Consider the following 20,497-nt stretch of genomic DNA (forward strand, 5'->3'; position numbering starts at 1 on the left):
GATTCCTGAAAATATGAAAATTAAAGATAAAAAATAAATTAATCCTAGTAAAGCATATTCTTGCCTTACTAGGATATTTTAATACTATTCTTGGAATTATTAAAGGTGCTAAAACTTTGACGCTTACAAAAAAGTATGGAATTTTATATGAAATTACCACAAAACAAAAAAGAATTTGCATTATTTATGGTGGTTATATCGATTATCTCTGTTAACATTATTGCACCTCTTATAACATTTTTTGAATTAGGTTTTCACATGTATATTTGGGCTGATACGATTAAGGTTATCCCTTTTATTTGGATTGCTGTAATTGCGTTAGTATTGATTACATATAAACCAGCTGAATGTTTAACCTCGCGAGTTGTGAAAGAGGGCGATAGCTTTGGAGCTCATATTGTGATAAACATTCTCTTTACAGTATTTCTAATGTCTATCTTTTTAACTGTTATTGGCACTTGGATAGGAAGCCGCCATATTAGCATGGAGCCTATTCGTATGTTTTTTTACAAGTGGCCTCGTAACTTCGCTATTGCTTTCTTTGTTGAAGCTTGTATTGCGCAGCCAATAGCTCGTTTAGTAATGGTAAAGATTCATCAGTATAAAGATTCAAAGGCACAAAAAGTGCAGACATAGTTTTTATTTAAGTAGCTCATTGGAAAAAGATTTTTCAATAAAAAATATAAGTTTATGGATGAAATCTACAAGTATATTTCAAGATAATTAATTTATATTAATAATTGTAATATAATGTGCATCATACTCTATCAATCCATCTTTTCTCATTTTATTTAATTCACGAGATAAAGAAGTTCTTTGCACACCGAATCTTTCGGATAATTCTTTTTTAGTTAATTTTAATTTAATCTTGTTGCTTTTTTGAGTATGACTTTCATATATTAAAAAATCAACTATACACTGTCTTAAGGATTTAAACGATAGTGATTTTATTTTATCTGTTAGAATTAATGTCTTATCTGATAGTGATTGAAGAAACTTAGTTAAGAAATTGGCATTACTTTGGCAAAGCTTTAAAATCAAATCCTTTTTTAGATGAAGAATAGTTGCCTCAGTTTTTGATAAAACCATCATTGGATAAAAATTTTTATGAGAGAAAAGCAAGTTACCACCTATCATATTGCCGATAGTAAAATCACTTATAGATATGTAGTTTCCTTTATCATCAATTCCTTGTACGGAAATAGTTCCCTTTAAAACTATGTCAAAAGTTGTACACTTTTCATTTTGAAAGTATATTACTGCATTTTTTTTATAACTTTTTATATTATAAGAATGTATTGTAAATAATTTGAATATATCTTCACGATCTAGTTCTTTAAACAAATCTATATTCTCAAGTATATGGATAAAGTCTAACATAAAAATATTTCTCCTTTCTAAAATTAGTGACCTAGGTAACTAACTTTAATATTAAAACAATCTATAATGAAAGTAAAGAGAATTGAGGAGGAAAGTTGAATGGATATTTTTACAATAGTTCTTTGGGTAATTACAATAATTGGGTTTATTGTATCTGTTATTAAAAATAAGAAGAAAACTTTTAATTCAATTAAAATGTCAAGCGGACTAATGAAAAACATGATAGGAGAAATTATAGGAATACTTTTTCTAATAGGATTAATACTTACATTTATCCCACCAGATAAAATTAAGCAATATCTAGGGGGGGCAAATATACTTATATCAACGGTTATCTCAGCTCTTGCAGGAAGTATTACATTAATACCAGCCTTCGTGGCTTTCCCATTGGTGGGTTCACTTGTAAATGCAGGTGCTAATATAGTACCAATAGTTGCATTTTTAACTACCCTTACTATGGTGGGATTTGTAACATTCCCGCTTGAGAAAAAGGAATTTGGAATTAAGTTTGCATTGACTAGAAATTTGTTAAGCTTTGGATTTGCAATCATTATAGCACTTTTAATGGGAGGAATAATATGAATACAGTTATAAAGAAAATTAAGAATAATATTTTTTTAGCATTTGTCATTGTTATATATTTATTTTTACTAATTTTCATGCCTGATAAGGGCATACAATCATTAAATAACAGTTTATATTATATAAAAGAAATGTTTATAATAATGCCCGTGGTACTTTTGCTCACTTCTCTCATTGAAGCTTGGGTTCCTAAAAAAACAATTGAAAATGCTCTAGGAGAAGGTTCAGGTGCTAAAGGTTTTGTATTTTCTTTTTTATTAGGAAGCTTTTCAGCAGGGCCTATATATGCCGCTTTTCCTGTATGCAAAATGCTTATTAAAAAAGGAGCAAGTGTAGCTAATATAGTTATTATTTTAAGCGCTTGGGCGGTGATTAAGGTTCCCATGCTGGCTAATGAATCTAAATTTCTTGGGCCTAAGTTTATGATTATTAGGTGGAGTTTAACAACAGTATCAATTTTAATTATGGCAATTATTACTTCTAAAATTGTAAAAAAAGAGGATATTCCTAAAGACGATGTTATAGATGAAGAAGATGCTATTTTAAGTGTAGATGAAAAATTTTGCATTGGTTGCGGAATGTGTATGAGGATAGCACCAGAAGAATTTATTGTCAAGGATAAAAAGGCAGTAGTAACCAAGAAAATATTGAGATGTGAAGAAAGTAATCAAATTAGCCAAGCCATAGATAAGTGTCCAGCTAAAGCCATTAGGTATGTAAATAAGGGACTGCCGCACTAAAAGTAACGCATACAATATATTATGTTTATTTTAAACTTGCAAAGCAATATGCTGTATGTAATTTTATTAATGCCACAGCCACATAAAGTGGATGTATTAATGTAGCATATGTTACAGAAAATTTTATCTTGGTATGATAATATTTATATAATAAATTTAGATAAAAATATAATTTATGGAGGTAAAGTAAATGATAGAGAAAGTTTATAAAATGACTAGAGATAATGTTAAAACTGTAGAAAAGCTTATTTTTGATGAAAATATTAATTATTTGCACATGATATTTAACAAAGGCGAAGGGTTGCCAGAGCATTTTTCAAATTCTAATGTTTATATGACTGTACTTAAAGGCATATTATCTATAGCATTAGATGAACAGGAAATCCATGAATATAGTGAAGGAAGTGTGTTGAAAATACCTTTTAAAACAAAAATGAATGTGGGAAATAAGCATGATGAAATTTTAGAGTTAATTGTGGTAAAAGCACCGGCACCGGTAAAATAATGAAAATAAAAAGCAATAAAATAAACTAGAAGTTTATTTTAAGAAATAGGGGATAAATACTTATATGTTTTTTTAAATATATTAGATAGGATATAATATATTTAAAAAATGAAATGTAGGAGGCAATATATGGGAGAATATTTTGGGAATTTGCAAAAGATAAGGGAAGGCAAAAGAAAATATGGTATAACTCCGCATATACCTGGGGGATTTATAACCCCGGAGAAGCTTCAAAAAATAGCCGAAGTAGCTAAAAAGTATAATGGAGCTATAAAAATAACATCTGGACAGAGAATATTGATAACTAATTTAGAGGAAAGTGATTTGCCTAAAATATGGGAAGAACTGCGTATGGAACCGGCTGTTAAAACTCAAAATTCTGTTAAAAATGTAGAGATGTGCCCAGCAGGATTTTGTAAGAGGTCAAAATTTAATACCATTGGTATAGGTATGAAACTATCTAAAAAATATCAATGGATGGATATGCCTTGTAGAACTAAAATAGGTGTATCAGGATGTAGAAATGCTTGCGGAAGCGTTTATAGTAAGGATGTAGGAGTTATAGCGGACATTAATGGTAAACTCATGGTAACAGCAGGTGGTTCAGCAGGATATAATCCTAGGATTGCTGATATTATAGCTAAAGATTTATCAGAAGAACAGGCTTTAAGATTAGTAGATGCTATATTTGAGTATTATAAGGAAAATGCCAAGCAGGGAGAAAAATTAAGTTTTTTTATTGAAAGGGTTTCTTTAGAAAACTTTAGAAAAGAAGTCTTAAGTAAGTGCTAAGAGACAAAACTGTTTTGTAATGGGAGTGGCAATAAAGTAAGTGAAGGCATCTCAGCTTCTTTGGAAGATAAAAATCTCATTGCCTCCTTTTATCAGTGTGCACTTACTCAAATTTTCTAAAAATTTTTACGGTAATATTGATACTGAAGAAGTATTTTTAAAAATATGTACATGTAAATATAAATAAAATGTACACCAAGGGTGCAAATTTACTATTATTAGAGTACAAAAAATGTGATAGCTTAACATTTAAGTTATCACATTTTATTTTTATGTCTATACTTTAAGTACCCAAACCTTAGGAAGCTTATCTAGGATAATGTTGTTCAGTAGCTTCTGCCTCAGCCTTAGTTACATGAACTGTACCGCTTGGATGTTGAGGAGGAGCATAAATAGAGTATAATTTAATTGGTTTATAACCTGTATTGATTAGATTATGCCATTTACCAGCAGGTATGATAAAAGCAAAATCATCATATACTCTTTTTTGAAAATCCAAGTAATCTTTTCTATCACCCATTTTAACAATGCCTTGACCTTCTTCAATACGTATGAATTGATCAAGATTAGGATGACTCTCTAAACCTATTTCTCCTCCAACAGGTATGCTCATTAAAGTAAGTTGCAAATGGTTTCCCGTCCATAAAGCAGTACGGAAAGTATTATTTTGTTTAGTAGCTTCTTCAATATTAACTACAAAGGGGTAGGGAACATAATCTTTTAATTGAATTTTTGGAAAGTCTGAGTTATACATTTGAGTGTCAACGTAGTAAGGACAGCGGTACATGTTGTAATAATTATACATAATGTCCCAAGCATTATATGGTGTGTTCATATAATAAGGGCAATAATATGTTTGGCAAGAATTATGCATATTGATCATTCCTTTCATAGATTCATAATATTATCCTATGATTAAGGTTTAGAGAAGGTGCTTTCATTTATAGAAAGTATATAGTTGCAAGATTAAGTTGTATACAAAAGTTTTTGTATTTTAAATATGCTTAACAAACCAATCTAAGTTTTGTTCCATAATGGCTCTGTGTATACCTGGCTTTGTTGGTCCGTGCTTCATTCCTTTGAATATTACAAGTTCAGTTTCCACTCCCATATCTTTTAGTCCTCTGTATAGCTCTAACCTTCAGTTGGAGTAAAAACTCCATCTGAAGGTTAGAGCTCTGTTTATGGAATACTGTTAACTAATTATTTCAAGTATTATAAAAGTCTTTGTATAGGACTTCCAGGATATAATATGGTTTTAATTTTTTCATAAGGAATCTCTATTTTAAATAATCCATGTGAGTAAGGTGTATATTCATAAACCTGATAGTAAATTACTAGGGAATTTGGTGTTAGGTAAAATTCTTGATTTTCTCTTATACCATTATATTCATTAATTAATGGTATATTATTTTCCATTATATACTTTTTAGCTAAATCATCTAAAATTGGTTTGTAATAAAATTTAGGATTGAATAAATCTTCAAATGTATATACCTTCCCAGATTTTAAGTCTATAGTTAGAGATGCGTATTTAGTAAATCCATGAGCTGCCTTGTTCACATAAGTATATATTCCAAATAAAATACTGAGCAATCCTTTTTCATTTAAAGGTACTTCATAAAAACTTATAATTTCTGCAAAATCTATTTTTTCTGGTATAAGAACTTGATCTTTAAACAAAGCTAAAGTTGTATTAATTATTTCATTATTAATAATATTTTTTGTTTCATCTTGCTTAGGATTGTCTATAAAAGGATATGATATTTTGAATGTTTGGGGATTAATAGTTTGATTTTCTAATAGAACTTTTCCATCATTTGTATTTTCAGTATTTTTAGGTAAAGTATTTTTTATATTAGTATCTTGTCTAAAAAGGTCATATTGAAAATACTCATCTTTATCATAGTAGGATTTACATGTATTGCACATGTAATAATAAGGGCAGTTGTAGCAGTAAAAACAATTGTACATAATAATCTCCTTATTTCATCGTTTACTATAATCAATATATGTTTATTATTCTTTTGTGTGAATTCAACTCTGTAAATTAGTCAAATGATAACATAGTTTAGCAGTAGTATATTTGGGCAATTAAATTGTAAATGTAGCAGAACAGTGGTAGTGGATAAAAATTAACTATAGCATTTTCTATTAAGTAATTTATATTATCTAGATAAACAACTTTATTATCTATGTTTATTAGAATGCTAGTATTTAAGCTTGGGAAATTTGTAATATAATATAAATTGTTGTATAATATTAAACTATTGCATAGTGTTTTACAAATGTAAAATTATTGATTTTCAAAAGATGATTTGTATTTTATTTACGAAAGGATAGGTAAGAAAAATGTATATTATAATTGTGGGAGATGGTAAGGTAGGATATACTTTGGCTAAACATTTATCACAAGAGGGAAATGATGTTACTGTTATCGATAAAAATCCAGAAGCGCTTAAACGTGCCATGGATAACCTGGATGTAATGTGTATACGAGGTAATGGTACAAGTATAGGGGTTCTACAGCAAGCAGAGGTGAATAACGCAGATGTGATGATTGCTGTTACCAATAGTGATGAAAGAAATTCCTTATGCTGTTTAGCAGCAAAAAAACTTGGAGCAAAGTATACTATTGCAAGAATTAGAGATCCAGAATATGCTGAAGAACTTTCAATTCTAAAAAAAGAATTAGAGATTGATATGGTTATTAATCCAGAAAAAGAGGCTGCAACTGAAATTGCACAACTTATTAAATTTCCATCTGTATCTAGTATAGAAAGCTTTGCTGGCGGAAAAGTAGATTTGGTTAGTTTTAGACTTGGAGAAAATGACGCTATAATTAATAAACCTATTTCTAGTATTAATTTTAAAAAGTGTTCTGTATTGTTTTGTGCTGTAGAAAGAAATAATAAGGTTTTAATTCCTACAGGTGATTTTGTATTGCAAGGTAATGATAAAGTTTATGTAATAGGGGACCACCTTAATATAACATTGTTTTTACAATATTTAGGCAAGTATCAAGAGCGAGTTAAGAACATAATGGTAGTAGGCGGCGGAAGAATTTGTTACTATCTTGCTAAACTAATTGATAAAATTGGTACAAAAATAAAAATAATAGAAAAAAATTATGATAAATGTCAAGAATTAAACGAATTATTGCCTAAAGCAATTATTATAAATGGCGATGGAACAGAAGAAGAACTTTTAGAGTCCGAAAATTTAAATGAAGCCGATGCATTTATAGCTTTAACAGATAGGGATGAAGAGAATATAATTTCATCATTGTTTGCTTTAAATTCCGATGTACATAATGTTATAACTAAAATAACTAGAGTAAATTACAATAACATAGTTAAAAAGGTTGGAGTTGAAAGTGTTATAAGTCCTAAAATGATTACAGCTAATAGAATTATTAGATTTGTAAGAGGCTTAAAGAATAAAGAGGGAAGTTTTATTGAAAACCTATATAAAATTGTGGGAGAAAAGGCTGAAGCTTTGGAATTCTCTGCTAATGAAACAACTAAATGTATAGACATACCTCTAAAAGACATAAAAGTAAAAAAAGGAGTATTAGTTGCGGCTATAGTTAGAGATCATAATATAATAATTCCTGGAGGAAATGATTTCATTAAAAGCGGAGACAGTGTAATTATAATAACAGAAATAGGTAATTTAATGGATATAAATGATATTCTCCTTGAGGGAGGTCGTAAAATATGAATTATCTAGTAGTTTTAGAGGTATTAGGGAATGTAATAAAGTATGAAGCTTTAGTTATGATACTTCCATTTATTGTATCTTTAATCTATGGGGGAAAAGATGCCTATAGTTTTCTTATAACTATTATAATAATGTTGGCTGTTGGAATATTAATGTCTTCTATTAAGCCGAAGAAAAAGACCTTCTATGCTAAAGAAGGTTTTTTATCGGTGGCTATTTGTTGGGTTGTTATATCTTTGTTTGGAGCACTTCCTTTTTACATAAGTGGGGCAATACCTTCTTTTGTGGATTGTATATTTGAAACAGTATCAGGATTTACAACCACTGGAGCAACCATTTTGCAGGAAGTACAGTCCCTTCCTAAGGGTATATTATTTTGGAGAAGCTTTACCCATTGGATAGGTGGTATGGGCGTTTTAATATTTACATTGGCTTTAATGCCTTCTATAGGTGGAAACACTATACACTTATTAAAGGCAGAAAGTCCGGGGCCAGCTCCAGAAAAGCTTGTTCCTAGAATAAAGCAAACAGCTAAGATAATGTATTTAATATATTTTGCCATGACAATAGTTCAAATAATATTGCTTTTGTTTGCAGGCATGAATTTATATGATGCTATGGTCCATGCCTTTGGTACTGCAGGTACTGGAGGATTTTCTAATATGAATAGCAGTGTAGGGGCATATAATAATGTCTATGCAGAAGTTATCATAACTGTTTTTATGTTGCTTTTTGGGGTAAACTTTACTGTATATTTTCAATTAATTACTGGAAATGTAAAACAGGCCTTTAAAAATGAAGAACTTAAATATTATATTGGCATAGTATTTTTGGCTATGGTAGTAATTGCTTTTAACATAAGAGGACTAAATAATGGTTCTTTTGGTCAGTCATTTAGGCAGTCTTCTTTTCAAGTGGCATCAATCGTAACAACTACGGGCTATGCTACAGCTAATTTTGATTTATGGCCAACCCTTAGTAAAGCAATCTTAGCATTGTTAATGCTTACAGGATGCTGTGCAGGATCCACTGGTGGTGGAATTAAAACTGTCCGTATAGTGCTTATGTTTAAAGCTATAAAAAGAGAGGTAAACAGGATAGTTCATCCTAGAATGGTTAATTCCGTGAAATTAGATGGTAAGGTAGTTGATGATGAAAGTATATCTCAAGTAGGATTATTTATATTTGCATATGTGGCTATTATTGTAGTGGCAGTTCTTATAGTATCAATAGATGGAATGGATATGGAAAGCACTATTACCTCAGTATTTGCTACCATAGGTAATATAGGGCCTGGTTTTAAGGTAGTAGGACCTATGGGTAACTTCAGTAGTTTTTCACCACTTAGTAAGATAGTATTTTCATTTTGTATGTTAGCAGGAAGGTTGGAAATATATCCAATGTTACTTATGTTAAGACCTTCAAGATGGAAAAGATCATAGATAGTATTTAAAAGAATAAAGTGGTTTTTTCAAAAGTTTTCTTCAATGTTACTTTTGAAAAAACCACTTTTTTTATTATCTATTTTTATTATACATATATACTATTATAGCCATTATTGTTATGATACTTCCTCCCAGTATACTTAGAGAATCAGGGATTTCCCTCCAAATAAAGAATCCTATTATTGAAGAAAATACTATATTTGTATAATTATATATGGCTACCTCTGATGCTGGTGCATATTTGTAGCCATAAGTTAATGCAAATTGAGCTATAGAAGCAAATACTCCTGTTAATATTAGGTATAAAAATTGAATTTTAGTTAGAGGTACAAAGTTAAATATTACAAAAGGTAAAGTTCCTAGTACAGAAATCAAAGAAAAATAAAAAACTATAGTAGATGGATTTTCTCTATCTTTTAAAAATCTTACCAAGGTATATGCTGCTCCTGCAAAAGCTGCGGATAAAAATCCTGCTGCTGCCGGTATAACACTTAAATTCCATTGAGGTTTTATAACCAATAATGCTCCTATAAAAACTACTATTATAGATACTATTTTCATAAATGTTAAATCTTCTTTTAAAAATAAAATAGCAAATAAAGTTATAAAAAAAGGTGATAGCTTATTTAACATAGAAGAATCTGCTAAGCACAATTTGCTTATGGAATAAAAATAAAGTATTACCCCAGTAAGTCCTAGTAAGGATCTAGCCAGTAGGTATTTTTGATTTTCCTTTTTTCCAAATAAAGGCGCATGATTTTTTTTCAAAACTATAAAAGCAACTAATAAACTAATTAAATTTCTAAATATAACTTTTTCCATAATAGGGATATTGCCAGATAGTTTAACCATAGCAGCCATAAATGCAAAGGCTAAAGATGATAATAACATATACATTACTGCTTTTGATTTATTACTCATAAAATTATCTTTAGTGAGGTATCCGTCTTATAAGTGCCGCTCCCTCACTAAATCCTCCTTTCCCGTATATCTCGTGTATATTATCTACTTTTATGTATCCTTATAAGTTATACCATATATTTTTATTTTAATAAAGATTATTTCAAAATATTTTATAGTACCAAATAAAAATATATTTACATAAAACGGAAAGGGTTATACTAAGATTTTTCGTATAAATTAATCTTTAAAATACACCTGTTTTAGCTCATCAATGCGTTCAGTTAAGAATGCGTACATTACTTTTCGTGCTTCATTCGGTTCTTTTTTTTCAATGGTATCTATCAATTCAGCCATATAATCAATAGGTTCATAGTTAAGAATTCTATATATTAGTTCATTAAAGGTAATGCAAAGTTTTTTGAAAGAATTACATACTAATGGGTAGATATTATTACCTGTGGCACAATATATAGCATGGAGGAATTCAAATTTTAATTGAAATCTTTCTGTACTATTAGTAGATTCAAGAGCTTTTTTATAAATGGAATTCATAAGCTTTAAATCATCATCAGTGCGGTTTTGAGCTGCTAAATATGCACATTCACAATCAAAATATATACGGTATGATGTTAATGAGTCAAAGGTTTTTTTGTCAAATTTACCTCCGTTGAAGTTGATAATTGACAAAAGTGTATTTAATTGTCCATTTCTAATATAATCCCCAACAAAAACGCCTTTTCTAGGTATGATTTCAACAAACCCGTTTTGAGCAAGTTCGTAAAGTCCTGAATTTATAACAGTTCGGCTTACATTAGTTTCCTTAGCCATTTCACGTTCAGTAGGTAAGCGATCTCCAATTTTCCATTCTCCAGATAATATTTTTCTTTCAACCTCTTTAATAAAAAGTTCTTTCATTGTAGGAGGTACTATTTTACGTAAAGACATTTCTAACACATCCTTTGTATTGGTCTGACCAAATATCACAAGATTATTGTAGATAAATCTACAAAAAAAGTCAATTAATTAGTGTATATAATATATTATTACTATATAAAAATTTAACTTTATGAGAAAACATTGATTTTTAATACATATAATGTTAAAATTTAAACAAGCTTGGTATGACCACAGAAAAAATGATATTATTTGAAATTTACAAGTCATACCTGGGCAAAATAGAGTAAAATGTGGGATAAAAATAGGGGGAAGGCAATATGAATACTTACAAAGTTATTGAAATTAAGCAAAGCGTTTTTGATGACAATAATCAGGATGCTGATTTGCTTAGAAAAGAATTAAAGAAGGAAAGAACATTTTTGTTAAATTTAATGTCATCTCCAGGCTCTGGTAAGACCAGCACTCTTACAAAAACTATCAATGCTTTAAAAGATGATATGAAAATAGGGGTTATGGAGGCGGATATTGATTCTGATGTTGATGCCCATACTATTTCCCAAACTGGTGCAAAGGTTATTCAACTGCATACAGGTGGAATGTGCCATCTAGATGCAGATATGACTAGACAAGGATTACGTGCACTGGGTACTGAAGAAATTGATTTTGCAATTTTAGAGAATGTAGGGAATTTAGTTTGTCCAGCAGAATTTGATACTGGGGCATCAAAAAATGCCATGATATTAAGTGTTCCAGAAGGTGATGATAAGCCATTAAAATATCCTTTGATGTTTTCTATTTGTGATGTGCTATTAATCAATAAGATTGATACCTTAGAGTACTTTGATTTTGATTTAGAAGCATGCAAGGAGCGAGTGAAGAAATTAAACCCAGATATCAAGATTATTCCGATTTCTGCAAAGACAGGTGAAGGAATAGTGGAATGGGCAAACTGGTTACGTAATGAAGTTAAAATATGGAATGAGCAATAGCTATAAAAATTTACTTTAGGGGGTAATGAATATGGCAGTAAAACAAAAAGTTCTTCAATTTGCAAATCAAGTTAGTGGCAATAAACCTGGTTCTAGAGGATGGTTTACAGAGAAGGATGCCCGTTATAGAATTCTTGAACCGGTTGTTACAGATGAAATGGCAGAAGTTTTGCTTTGTATGAGTATTAGGAAAAAAATTACGGCAGAAGAAGTTGCACCTTTATGCGGAAAAAGTGTTGAAAGGACAAAAGAACTTTTATTAGAATTAGCAGATATAGGTGTTTGTTTTGTGAATACCATTAATGGAGAAGACAAGTTTTGGTATGAAACCTGGGTACCAGGTATTATGGAGATGATGGTTAATAATAAAAAATATTCCTATAAATATCCTCAAATTGCTGAGGCCTTTGATGCCTATGGTATAGAAAACGGACCTAGGTCAACAGGTAGTTTTCCACCAGGAGTTGGACTTATGCGTGTAATTCCAATAGAAACTTCTATAAATGGAGAAACAAGAAGAGCATCTTATGAGGAGATATCAAAGTATCTTAATGAAAATGAAATTTTTTCAGTTTCTGATTGTGCTTGTCGTACTGCAAGGGAACTTATGGGTGAAGGTTGTGGACACCTAAAAGAAGATATGTGTATACAACTAGGTCATGCTGCAGAATATTATATTCGTACAGGAAGAGGTAGAAAAATCACTCGTGAAGAAGCTTTTGAAATTATAAAAAGAGCCGAAGAAAACGGTTTAATGCATCAGATACCGAACTTAGATGGTTCGGGAAAAACCCATGCTATTTGTAATTGTTGTGGATGTTCATGTCTTTCATTAAGAGGAGCCTCAATGTTTACAAATGCTGATATGATGCGTTCTAACTATGTTTCTCATGTGGACAAGGATAAATGTGTTGCCTGTGGTGAATGTGTTGAAAATTGTCCAGTAAATGCTATACAGTTGGGTCAAAAGCTTTGTTCAAGTAAACCAGTTGTTGAAGCAATAGTGAGGGAGGAAACTCCGCGTAATGCAGAATGGGGTCCTGATAAATGGAATGTAGATTATAGAATTAATAGAAAAAATGTTGTGGATACGGGTACAAGTCCTTGTAAAACTGCATGTCCTGCACATATTGCTGTACAAGGATATATTAAGCTGGCAGCTCAAGGAAGATATACAGAAGCATTAGAGTTAATTAAGAAAGAAAATCCGTTTCCAGCAGTATGTGGACGTATTTGCCCTAGAAAATGTGAAGATGCTTGTACTAGAGGAGATATTGATGATCCAATAGCTATAGATGAAATTAAGAAATTCATTGCAGAGCAGGATTTAAATATGCAAAATCGTTATGTGCCTAGAAAGAGACATGAATATGGAAAGAAAATTGCTATTGTTGGCGGTGGACCAGCTGGACTTTCCTGTGCTTATTATTTAGCTATTGATGGATATAAGGTAACAGTATTTGAAAAGCAAAAGGCTCTTGGAGGTATGTTAACATTAGGAATCCCATCCTTTAGACTTGAAAAAGAAGTGGTTAATGCAGAAATTGATATTTTAAAAGAATTAGGTGTTGAGTTTAAAATAGGTGTTGAAGTGGGAAAAGATGTTACTCTTAGCCAGTTAAGAGAACAGGGATACAAAGCCTTTTACCTTGCAATTGGTGCACAAGCAGGCAGAAAAATCGGAGTAGAAGGAGAAGAGGCCGAGGGAGTTATCCCAGGTGTTGAGTTTGTACGTAATGTAAACTTAGGAAAAGATATAAACCTTAAAGGAAATGTAGTTGTAATTGGTGGCGGTAATGTTGCTATTGATGTGGCAAGAAATGCTATAAGAGTGGGAGCTACAAAAGTTGATATGTTCTGTCTTGAAAGTCGTGATGAAATGCCAGCTCTTCAGGAAGAAATTGAAGAGGCAATATCAGAACACATCAACATAAATAATTCTTGGGGACCTAAACGTATTGTTACGGAAAATGGTAAGGTTATTGGAGTAGAGTTTAAGAAATGCCTTTCTGTATTTGATGAAAATAGAAGATTTAATCCTACTTATGATGAAAATGATGTTAAATTTGTTAAAGCAGACTATGTATTACTTTCAGTAGGACAGTCAATTGATTGGGGTAACATACTTGAAGGTAGCAAGGTAGAATTAAATCCAAACAAAACAATAAAAGCTGACCCATTTACTTATCAAACTGGAGAACCAGATATATTTGCTGGCGGTGATTCATATACTGGGCCAAGATTTGCTATAGATGCTATTGCTGCGGGTAAGCAAGGGGCAATTTCAATTCATCGTTTTGTTCAACCAGGACAAAGTTTGGTTAATGGTCGTGATAGAAGAGAGTACCATGAATTAGATAAAAGTAGTGTTGAATTAGGAGGATATGATAACACCCCAAGACAAAGACCAGGTCACATAAATGGAATAAATGCAAAAGAGTCTTTTAAGGATGCACGTGCTACTTTTACAGAGGAGCAGGTAAAAAAGGAAACAAATCGTTGCCTTGGTTGCGGTGCTGCAATTGTAGATGAATTTATGTGTGTAGGATGTGGTCAATGCACAACTAAGTGTAAATTTGATGCTATTTCACTTGTAAGAAAGTATGACAATGAAGGTGTATCATTAGAAAAATTAAAACCGGTTGTTGTTAAAAATGTTATAAAACGTAAAGGAAGAATTGCAGTTAGAAAGTTTCAAAAACTTTTTACAAAATAAAGATAATCTAAGATTATATGCATAGGAGAAAGATGGGATAGGTGATTAATTTGCATGAACTAGGTGTTGTAATTGAAGTTGTTAACACTATAGAAAAAATTGCAATAAAGCAAAAGCTTACTAAAATTGATGCATTAGTTTTACAAATAGGGGAGCTTTCATCAATGGTTCCAAAGTATATTGAGGAATGTTATCCAGCGGCAGTTGATGGTACAATACTACAAGATACAAAATTAAAAATCGAAATAATACCAGGTAATGCTATTTGTAAAAGATGCAGCAAAGTTTTTAATATTATAGAGAATGGTAAAAAGTGTCCAAATTGTGGGAGTGATGATTTGGGATTATTGAGTGGAAAAGAGTTTATGATTAAGGAGATTATTGCTTACTAAAATAAATTAAAAGACCTATATTAGCTTATATAGAAGCCAATATAGGTCTTCTGAAGATAAATGGTGATAAATATGGTTGCAGCTAAGAAAAATTCATATGTATTTGAATGTATACAAGGTAAAATAAGGAGGAAAAATTAATATGGGCATTTTATATGAAGCAACTAATTTTAACAGTTGGGCTATTTGGCTATTTGTTTTATTTGCATTAATGGCTTTTAATGAGTTTGGGCGTTCAACAAAATGGGGAGGAATTACACTTTTTTTAATTATTCCTATAGTATTAACTATTTTTGTTTGGCCAACAACGGCAGCTCCAGGAAATGAATATGGAACAGGCAACTGGTTTAACTGGGTGAAAACTTATTCGGCACTTGCAGGATGTCTTGGTTTTATGGCTATTAGATATAAACCATCTATAGCAAAAAAGAAATGGGTGTTATGTTTTCCAGCACTTATTTTGGCAATTAATATATTTGAAGCAGCAATTCGTGATTTTCAATGTTTTACCTATGGTGCATGGAATGGAGCTTATATAGATAATTTATGGGTAATGTCTGGCCCTTGGAATATTATGAATGGTATTGCAGGAATTTTAAATATTATAATTATTTGTGGTTGGACTGGAATCTTTGTATCTAAAGATAAAACAAAGGATATGATTTGGCCTGATATGATTTGGATTTATGTATTAGCTTATGATTTATGGAACTTTGCTTACACATATAACTGTATATCTGACCATTCAATTTATTGTGGCTTAGCACTGCTATTATCATGTACTATACCTACATTTTTTATAAAGAAAGGAGCATGGTTACAACACCGTGCACAAACCCTTGCTTTGTGGATTATGTTTGTTATGACAGTACCTTCCTTTGCAGACCGTATAGCACCTGTGGCTACTACACATAATCCAACAGCATTTTTTATTGTAAGTTTAATTTCTTTAATTGTAAATGTTGCAGCAGCAGGTTATCAAATTAATATGATTATTAAGAAAAAACTTAACCCATTAAAAGATGAAATATATGTAGATACAAATGCATATAAACAGGTTATTAAAGAAAATAAATAATATAAACATCCTCTAGGGTGAAATTTTTACTAACAAAGTTTTTTAATGTAAACTAAAATTTAAATAATTGAAATCAGTAACCTCCTAAGTCTAATATCAATATATTAGATTATAGGAGGTTATTTTATGTTAACATCACTGATTATGACATTTAGAGAAAGCCTCGAAATATATTTGTTTATCCTTCCGTTAATAATCTATATGTATAATAATATATGCTATAGTTTCATTGATTAAAATTAATAGAGCCGCCAATTGAGGAGCAAAACTTCTTGATTGGCAGCTTTTTTATAAAAAGAATTAATATAGATGATTAAACCACAAATGGTACAATGCGGTGGAATCATGTAATGCCTTTGTGGGATAGTTAAATAGATATATTTACCTCAACTATTGGTTTAGTTATATAAAAATACAAGTTATTGAATATAAAGACAGTGTAAACTATAATTAGGTTGATTCATGAATCAGCTTAATTATAGTTGGAGGGTAAATGTATGGCTATTGAAATTGGAAAACAAATAAAAAATTTACGTATAGAAAAGGGAGTTACTCAGGAGGAGTTAGCAAATCATCTAGGCATTTCTTATCAAGCAGTTTCAAAATGGGAAAATAATATTACAGCACCAGATATTGAGTTGCTACCAAAGCTTTCAGTTTACTTTGGAGTTACTATTGATGAGCTATTTGTTATACCTTCTGAAGTTCAAATGGAAAGAATAGAAAATATTATTTGCAATGAAAGGATAATAAGTCCAGAAGTATTTAACTATGCTGTGAATTTTCTTGAAAATACCCTTAAGGATGAGCCTAAAGATTCCAAGGCGTATTTCCTTTTAGGGGAACTTTATAATCACAGGGCTGAAAATGATCATAAGAAAGCGGCTATTTATATAAAAGAAGCTTTAAAATATGAACCTTATGAGAAAGAGTATCACGGAGCACTTATTCATGCAGAGAATGGTGTATTTGGTGATGAATATTATAATAGGCATGATGGTTTAATTAAATATTATGAGAAATTTACAAAGGAGCACCCAAATTACTGGAGTGGACATTTATTTTATTTGGATCAGTTAATCAGGGACGGACATTATGATAAGGCAAGGGATACATTAAAGAAAGTGAAAAAGATTAAGCATACGCCATTGGATTTTATTTATGAAGGGGACATTGAATTTCAGTTAGGTAATAAGGAAAGTGCTATAAAGTTATGGAATCAAGGTGTAAATGAGTTTCCGTTAGATTGGAAGGCATATATTTCCCGAGGTGATCGAATGGTAAGAGTGGGGAATTATGATAGGGCACTTAGAGATTATGAAAAGTCTATGGAACTACAGGAGAAACCACGTATTGTAGATCCACTTGAATTTATGGCGTGGATATATGAGATTTTAGGAAATTATAAGAATGCTGTTGAAGTTTTGCAGAGAGAGATTTCCATTCTTCAAGAGGAGTACAATATTTATTTAGGGGAAATGGTGGATAAACCAAAAAGAGAAATAGAAAGGCTTAAAAAATATTATGAAGAAGTATCTATATGAAATAAAGCATTTAATACTTTTAAATGTAGTTTGTGATCTACTAGCTACTATAGCTTTAGCAAATATTCCTTATTTAACCAAAAAACTATTTGATTCTATTGGAAGCGGTGATGAAGCCTATTTAGGGATTCTAATTTTAATATATATTGGATGTAATGTTTTAAATTTGGGTCTTTCCTATATGGAAAATTTATTGAATTTTAAATTGGGTATTGCTTTTGAAGTGAGTTTAAAAAAAGACTTCTTTAGAACTATAACTAATTATAGCTACAAGAGATTTTCAGCTAAAGATGTGGGAGAATACATTTATAATTAATGCTTTAATGAGATATGTGGAATTAAATAAGGGGAATATTTATATAGATGATGAAAAACTAGATGATATAGATACTTCTTATATAATTCATAATGTAAATCAACAGGAGCATATATTTGCTAGCGGATATAAAAACAATGTGACAATCTTTAATTCATTTCCTTTTAAGAAGGTTAGTTTTCTAGAAAATGCTCTAGATAAAAATATGCTAAATTCTATAGTTGAAAAATCAAATTGCCAGGATTTAAGTGACGGAGAAAAACAGGTTTTAGCTATCTATAGAATGTGTTTAGCTGATGCATCTATTTATCTTATGGATGAAGCGTTTTCTGCAACGGATATGAATATTACTAACAAGTTAGAAAAGTTCTTATTATCAATGGAAGATAAAACAATGATAATGATAACTCATAAATTATCGGAACAATTGAGATGCTTTGATGAAATTCTTCTAATGGAAAATGGAGAGCTTGTACAAAGTGGTACCTATGAAGATATTTGTGAGTCCATGGAATATAAACAGAGCTCTTAGCTTCAGATGGAGTTTTTACTCCAACTGAAGGTTAGAGATCGTTATCCAGGGACGTAGCTGCCGTTATCTCCCACTTTGTTAGAAGTGGGAGTGTTACGGCAGGTAGTCATCGGATAAAAAATTGCGAAATGTTTCTTAAATGTTTTAAAGGCAGTAATCAATAAAAGTGTCTATCTAGCGGCATTTTTATAATGACTATATGGGTGTGAAATAAACTGGAAAGTTATGTTTATTAAGAGGTCACTTATACAATTATACTATAATAAAAGTCGTAGAGTAAAATCTACGACTTTTGTTTTATTAAAACTATACTGTGATTAAACCACATAATGAACATCAAACTTTGCATAAGCTTAGCTTGATGGTTATGATCCTTAAGGGCGTGATATAAACTGAAGTGTATACCGAACATTAATTTCTTAATTTTTCCTTTAAATCATAATAATTATCATTTAATTCTTTTAAAATTTTGTTATTTACCATTGAGTGTGGTTCTAGGTGTTTAGTTACATTATTACTCTTACTAGTAGATTCTACTATTTTATATATCCCTTGAGTTCCTCCAAATGTAATGTATGAATCTGGATTATCAACCCCTTTTTTTAAAAACATCAATACTTTTTCACCTTTGGCTATAGGCTCTTCGCCTTTAACCCCTTCACTTTGTAAAAATTTCAATTCTTTTAATTGTTTATCTCCTTTAATAACGTCTATAACTTTAATAACAGTTTTTCTCATTTTTATACCCTTGTAGTCAACTAATTCATAGTTGTCAGTTCCTTCTGCTTCAACTATTGTATCAGCTCTATCTTTCAACTCTTTTAATCCCGATATTTGTTCATATGAAGCTACTATTTTAGGTTTTGTTTCATTATTTTTACTAGCACTATCTAGAGCTTTATTGCAACCTACGACACTCATAACAAGACTCACAAGAAGTATACCTGAAATTAACTTTTTTTTCATTTATTTCACTCCAATTCATATATTTATTTAGATGATTGTAAAATACTGTAACTATTGATAGTGCTTAATTTTAAGCCGTTAGTCTTTTGAATTTTCTTCTACTGTGACAAACATTTTCAATTGTCTATTTTAGAATCACCTAATATATTTATATTAATTGTATCTACTTTTTAGTAAGGTTGTAACATCATTTGTTATAGTATTCACATTTCGTGAGCTATCATATCCACAACATATACTATTAGAATTATCACAATCATTTAATCCCCATATATGAGTTAGCTCATGAGTTGCAATACTATTACATAACCATGAGGAACCTGATTTTGCACTTGAAGATGCAGAATTTAGTTTAACTGTTTTTGGTTTTACTGACTTAGGTGCATATGCACTTCCACTCCATGTAACATCAGTCCAATAGTTAGATGAAACAACTATGTCAGCAGAATTATATGATGAGCCATAGTAACAAGATACTGCTGCTGGATTGTTGTTTATTTGATTTACGCCAAAATCAACATGACTTCTCCAATTCATAGCACCATATTGATAGTACATTATTATTTTCCCTCTGCTTGCTCCCTTATCGAATCCCCAACTGTAATCCATTGTTGCGTTATACGGATATGCAAAAGCAATAGCACTATTAAAAACTAACAATGCAATTGTTAAAGCTAACGTTTTTGTGATTCCTTGTCCGCTTATTTTAATCTTTTTTACAATCTTGTACATAATATCCCCCAATTATTATAGTAGTAACTATTCAGCCATTCTAAATAATTAATATTTTTAACAAATTTGTTAATATAATTATACTACAATATATTCCATTATTGCAATAATAATATTAATTATTCAGAGATTTAGCATCTAAATTCCAGTAAAAATTTTATTTTTACTGGAATTGTATCTTTTTACATTTACTTAAAGGGCTGGTAAGCCCGCAGACCGATAGGTCGCAAAAATAGATACACTTACCCCTACCCCACGAAATCTT

General features: G+C 30.7%; 21 protein-coding genes and 1 pseudogene. 15 read left to right on the forward strand and 7 right to left on the reverse strand.

Annotated elements, in window-relative coordinates:
- Positions 1 to 147: 147 nt before the first annotated feature.
- On the forward strand, positions 148 to 636 hold the full coding sequence (locus FGK85_RS11105; protein WP_341472481.1) for a hypothetical protein: 489 nt from the start codon (positions 148 to 150) through the stop codon (positions 634 to 636).
- An 87-nt stretch (positions 637 to 723) separates the two neighbouring features.
- On the opposite strand, the gene FGK85_RS11110 is transcribed toward FGK85_RS11105, so the two are convergent.
- Complete coding sequence (locus FGK85_RS11110; RefSeq protein ID WP_138206620.1) at positions 724 to 1,380, reverse strand: Crp/Fnr family transcriptional regulator; 657 nt, start codon at positions 1,378 to 1,380, stop codon at positions 724 to 726.
- 99 nt (positions 1,381 to 1,479) lie between these two features.
- On the opposite strand from FGK85_RS11110, the gene FGK85_RS11115 reads away from it, so the two are divergent.
- The 5 genes and pseudogenes from FGK85_RS11115 to FGK85_RS15815 all read left to right on the forward strand — a co-directional run.
- Positions 1,480 to 1,962 carry a permease gene (locus FGK85_RS11115; RefSeq protein ID WP_138206622.1) on the forward strand — a complete coding sequence of 161 codons (483 nt, stop codon included), beginning with the start codon at positions 1,480 to 1,482 and terminating at the stop codon, positions 1,960 to 1,962.
- Positions 1,959 to 2,702, forward strand: coding sequence for a permease (locus FGK85_RS11120; protein ID WP_138206624.1), 744 nt, complete (start codon positions 1,959 to 1,961; stop codon positions 2,700 to 2,702). The genes FGK85_RS11115 and FGK85_RS11120 overlap by 4 nt, the downstream gene beginning before the upstream one ends.
- A 190-nt stretch (positions 2,703 to 2,892) precedes the next feature.
- Positions 2,893 to 3,207, forward strand: coding sequence for a cupin domain-containing protein (locus FGK85_RS11125; RefSeq protein ID WP_138206626.1), 315 nt, complete (start codon positions 2,893 to 2,895; stop codon positions 3,205 to 3,207).
- 129 nt (positions 3,208 to 3,336) lie between these two features.
- Complete coding sequence (locus FGK85_RS11130) at positions 3,337 to 3,999, forward strand: nitrite/sulfite reductase domain-containing protein (RefSeq protein WP_138206628.1); 663 nt, start codon at positions 3,337 to 3,339, stop codon at positions 3,997 to 3,999.
- Between the two features lie 18 nt (positions 4,000 to 4,017).
- Positions 4,018 to 4,113 (forward strand): annotated as a pseudogene (locus FGK85_RS15815) (TetR family transcriptional regulator); the annotation flags it as partial.
- Positions 4,114 to 4,306: 193 nt separating this feature from the next.
- Here the strand turns inward: FGK85_RS15815 and FGK85_RS11140 are convergent.
- Entirely contained in the window at positions 4,307 to 4,873 is a 567-nt protein-coding gene (locus tag FGK85_RS11140) for a cupin domain-containing protein (protein ID WP_138206654.1), read from the reverse strand.
- A 341-nt stretch (positions 4,874 to 5,214) separates the two neighbouring features.
- Positions 5,215 to 5,973, reverse strand: a complete 759-nt coding sequence (locus FGK85_RS11145) for an RsiV family protein (protein ID WP_243122860.1) — start codon at positions 5,971 to 5,973, stop codon at positions 5,215 to 5,217.
- A 378-nt stretch (positions 5,974 to 6,351) separates the two neighbouring features.
- Between FGK85_RS11145 and trkA the strand changes: the two genes are divergently transcribed.
- Together trkA and FGK85_RS11155 are read left to right on the forward strand one after the other, a co-directional pair.
- The gene (gene trkA, locus FGK85_RS11150; protein ID WP_138206630.1) at positions 6,352 to 7,722 is read left to right on the forward strand and encodes a Trk system potassium transporter TrkA; all 1,371 of its coding nucleotides are present in this window, start codon (positions 6,352 to 6,354) and stop codon (positions 7,720 to 7,722) included.
- Complete coding sequence (locus FGK85_RS11155; RefSeq protein WP_138206632.1) at positions 7,719 to 9,164, forward strand: TrkH family potassium uptake protein; 1,446 nt, start codon at positions 7,719 to 7,721, stop codon at positions 9,162 to 9,164. Before trkA ends, FGK85_RS11155 begins: the two co-directional genes overlap by 4 nt.
- 75 nt (positions 9,165 to 9,239) lie before the next feature.
- Here FGK85_RS11155 and FGK85_RS11160 read toward each other — a convergent pair whose 3' ends face one another.
- Positions 9,240 to 10,088: a DMT family transporter gene (locus tag FGK85_RS11160; RefSeq protein WP_138206634.1), complete on the reverse strand. Its 849-nt coding sequence runs from the start codon at positions 10,086 to 10,088 to the stop codon at positions 9,240 to 9,242.
- Between the two features lie 219 nt (positions 10,089 to 10,307).
- On the reverse strand, positions 10,308 to 11,015 hold the full coding sequence (locus tag FGK85_RS11165; RefSeq protein ID WP_138206636.1) for a FadR/GntR family transcriptional regulator: 708 nt from the start codon (positions 11,013 to 11,015) through the stop codon (positions 10,308 to 10,310).
- A gap of 269 nt (positions 11,016 to 11,284) precedes the next feature.
- On the opposite strand from FGK85_RS11165, the gene hypB reads away from it, so the two are divergent.
- From hypB to FGK85_RS11200, 7 genes are all read left to right on the forward strand, one after another.
- A complete protein-coding gene (hypB, locus tag FGK85_RS11170) occupies positions 11,285 to 11,956 on the forward strand; it encodes a hydrogenase nickel incorporation protein HypB (protein WP_138206638.1) in 672 nt (223 codons plus the stop codon).
- 31 nt (positions 11,957 to 11,987) lie between these two features.
- Positions 11,988 to 14,672 (forward strand): FAD-dependent oxidoreductase, encoded by a 2,685-nt coding sequence (locus FGK85_RS11175; RefSeq protein ID WP_138206640.1) that lies wholly within the window; start codon positions 11,988 to 11,990, stop codon positions 14,670 to 14,672.
- 50 nt (positions 14,673 to 14,722) lie between these two features.
- Entirely contained in the window at positions 14,723 to 15,064 is a 342-nt protein-coding gene (locus FGK85_RS11180) for a hydrogenase maturation nickel metallochaperone HypA/HybF (RefSeq protein WP_138206658.1), read from the forward strand.
- A gap of 142 nt (positions 15,065 to 15,206) precedes the next feature.
- Entirely contained in the window at positions 15,207 to 16,142 is a 936-nt protein-coding gene (locus FGK85_RS11185; RefSeq protein WP_138206642.1) for a DUF5692 family protein, read from the forward strand.
- A gap of 497 nt (positions 16,143 to 16,639) precedes the next feature.
- On the forward strand, positions 16,640 to 17,686 hold the full coding sequence (locus FGK85_RS11190; RefSeq protein WP_138206644.1) for a helix-turn-helix domain-containing protein: 1,047 nt from the start codon (positions 16,640 to 16,642) through the stop codon (positions 17,684 to 17,686).
- Entirely contained in the window at positions 17,667 to 18,002 is a 336-nt protein-coding gene (locus tag FGK85_RS11195) for an ABC transporter transmembrane domain-containing protein (protein ID WP_138206646.1), read from the forward strand. The genes FGK85_RS11190 and FGK85_RS11195 overlap by 20 nt, the downstream gene beginning before the upstream one ends.
- Positions 17,977 to 18,534: an ATP-binding cassette domain-containing protein gene (locus tag FGK85_RS11200; RefSeq protein WP_138206648.1), complete on the forward strand. Its 558-nt coding sequence runs from the start codon at positions 17,977 to 17,979 to the stop codon at positions 18,532 to 18,534. Before FGK85_RS11195 ends, FGK85_RS11200 begins: the two co-directional genes overlap by 26 nt.
- Before the next feature lie 411 nt (positions 18,535 to 18,945).
- Here the strand turns inward: FGK85_RS11200 and FGK85_RS11205 are convergent, their stop codons facing one another.
- Positions 18,946 to 19,500, reverse strand: coding sequence for a hypothetical protein (locus FGK85_RS11205; RefSeq protein ID WP_138206650.1), 555 nt, complete (start codon positions 19,498 to 19,500; stop codon positions 18,946 to 18,948).
- A gap of 153 nt (positions 19,501 to 19,653) precedes the next feature.
- On the reverse strand, positions 19,654 to 20,232 hold the full coding sequence (locus FGK85_RS11210) for a hypothetical protein (RefSeq protein ID WP_138206652.1): 579 nt from the start codon (positions 20,230 to 20,232) through the stop codon (positions 19,654 to 19,656).
- Between the last annotated feature and the right edge of the window lie 265 nt (positions 20,233 to 20,497).

Source organism: Haloimpatiens lingqiaonensis (genome assembly GCF_901447495.1).
Classification (GTDB): domain Bacteria; phylum Bacillota; class Clostridia; order Clostridiales; family Clostridiaceae; genus Haloimpatiens; species Haloimpatiens lingqiaonensis.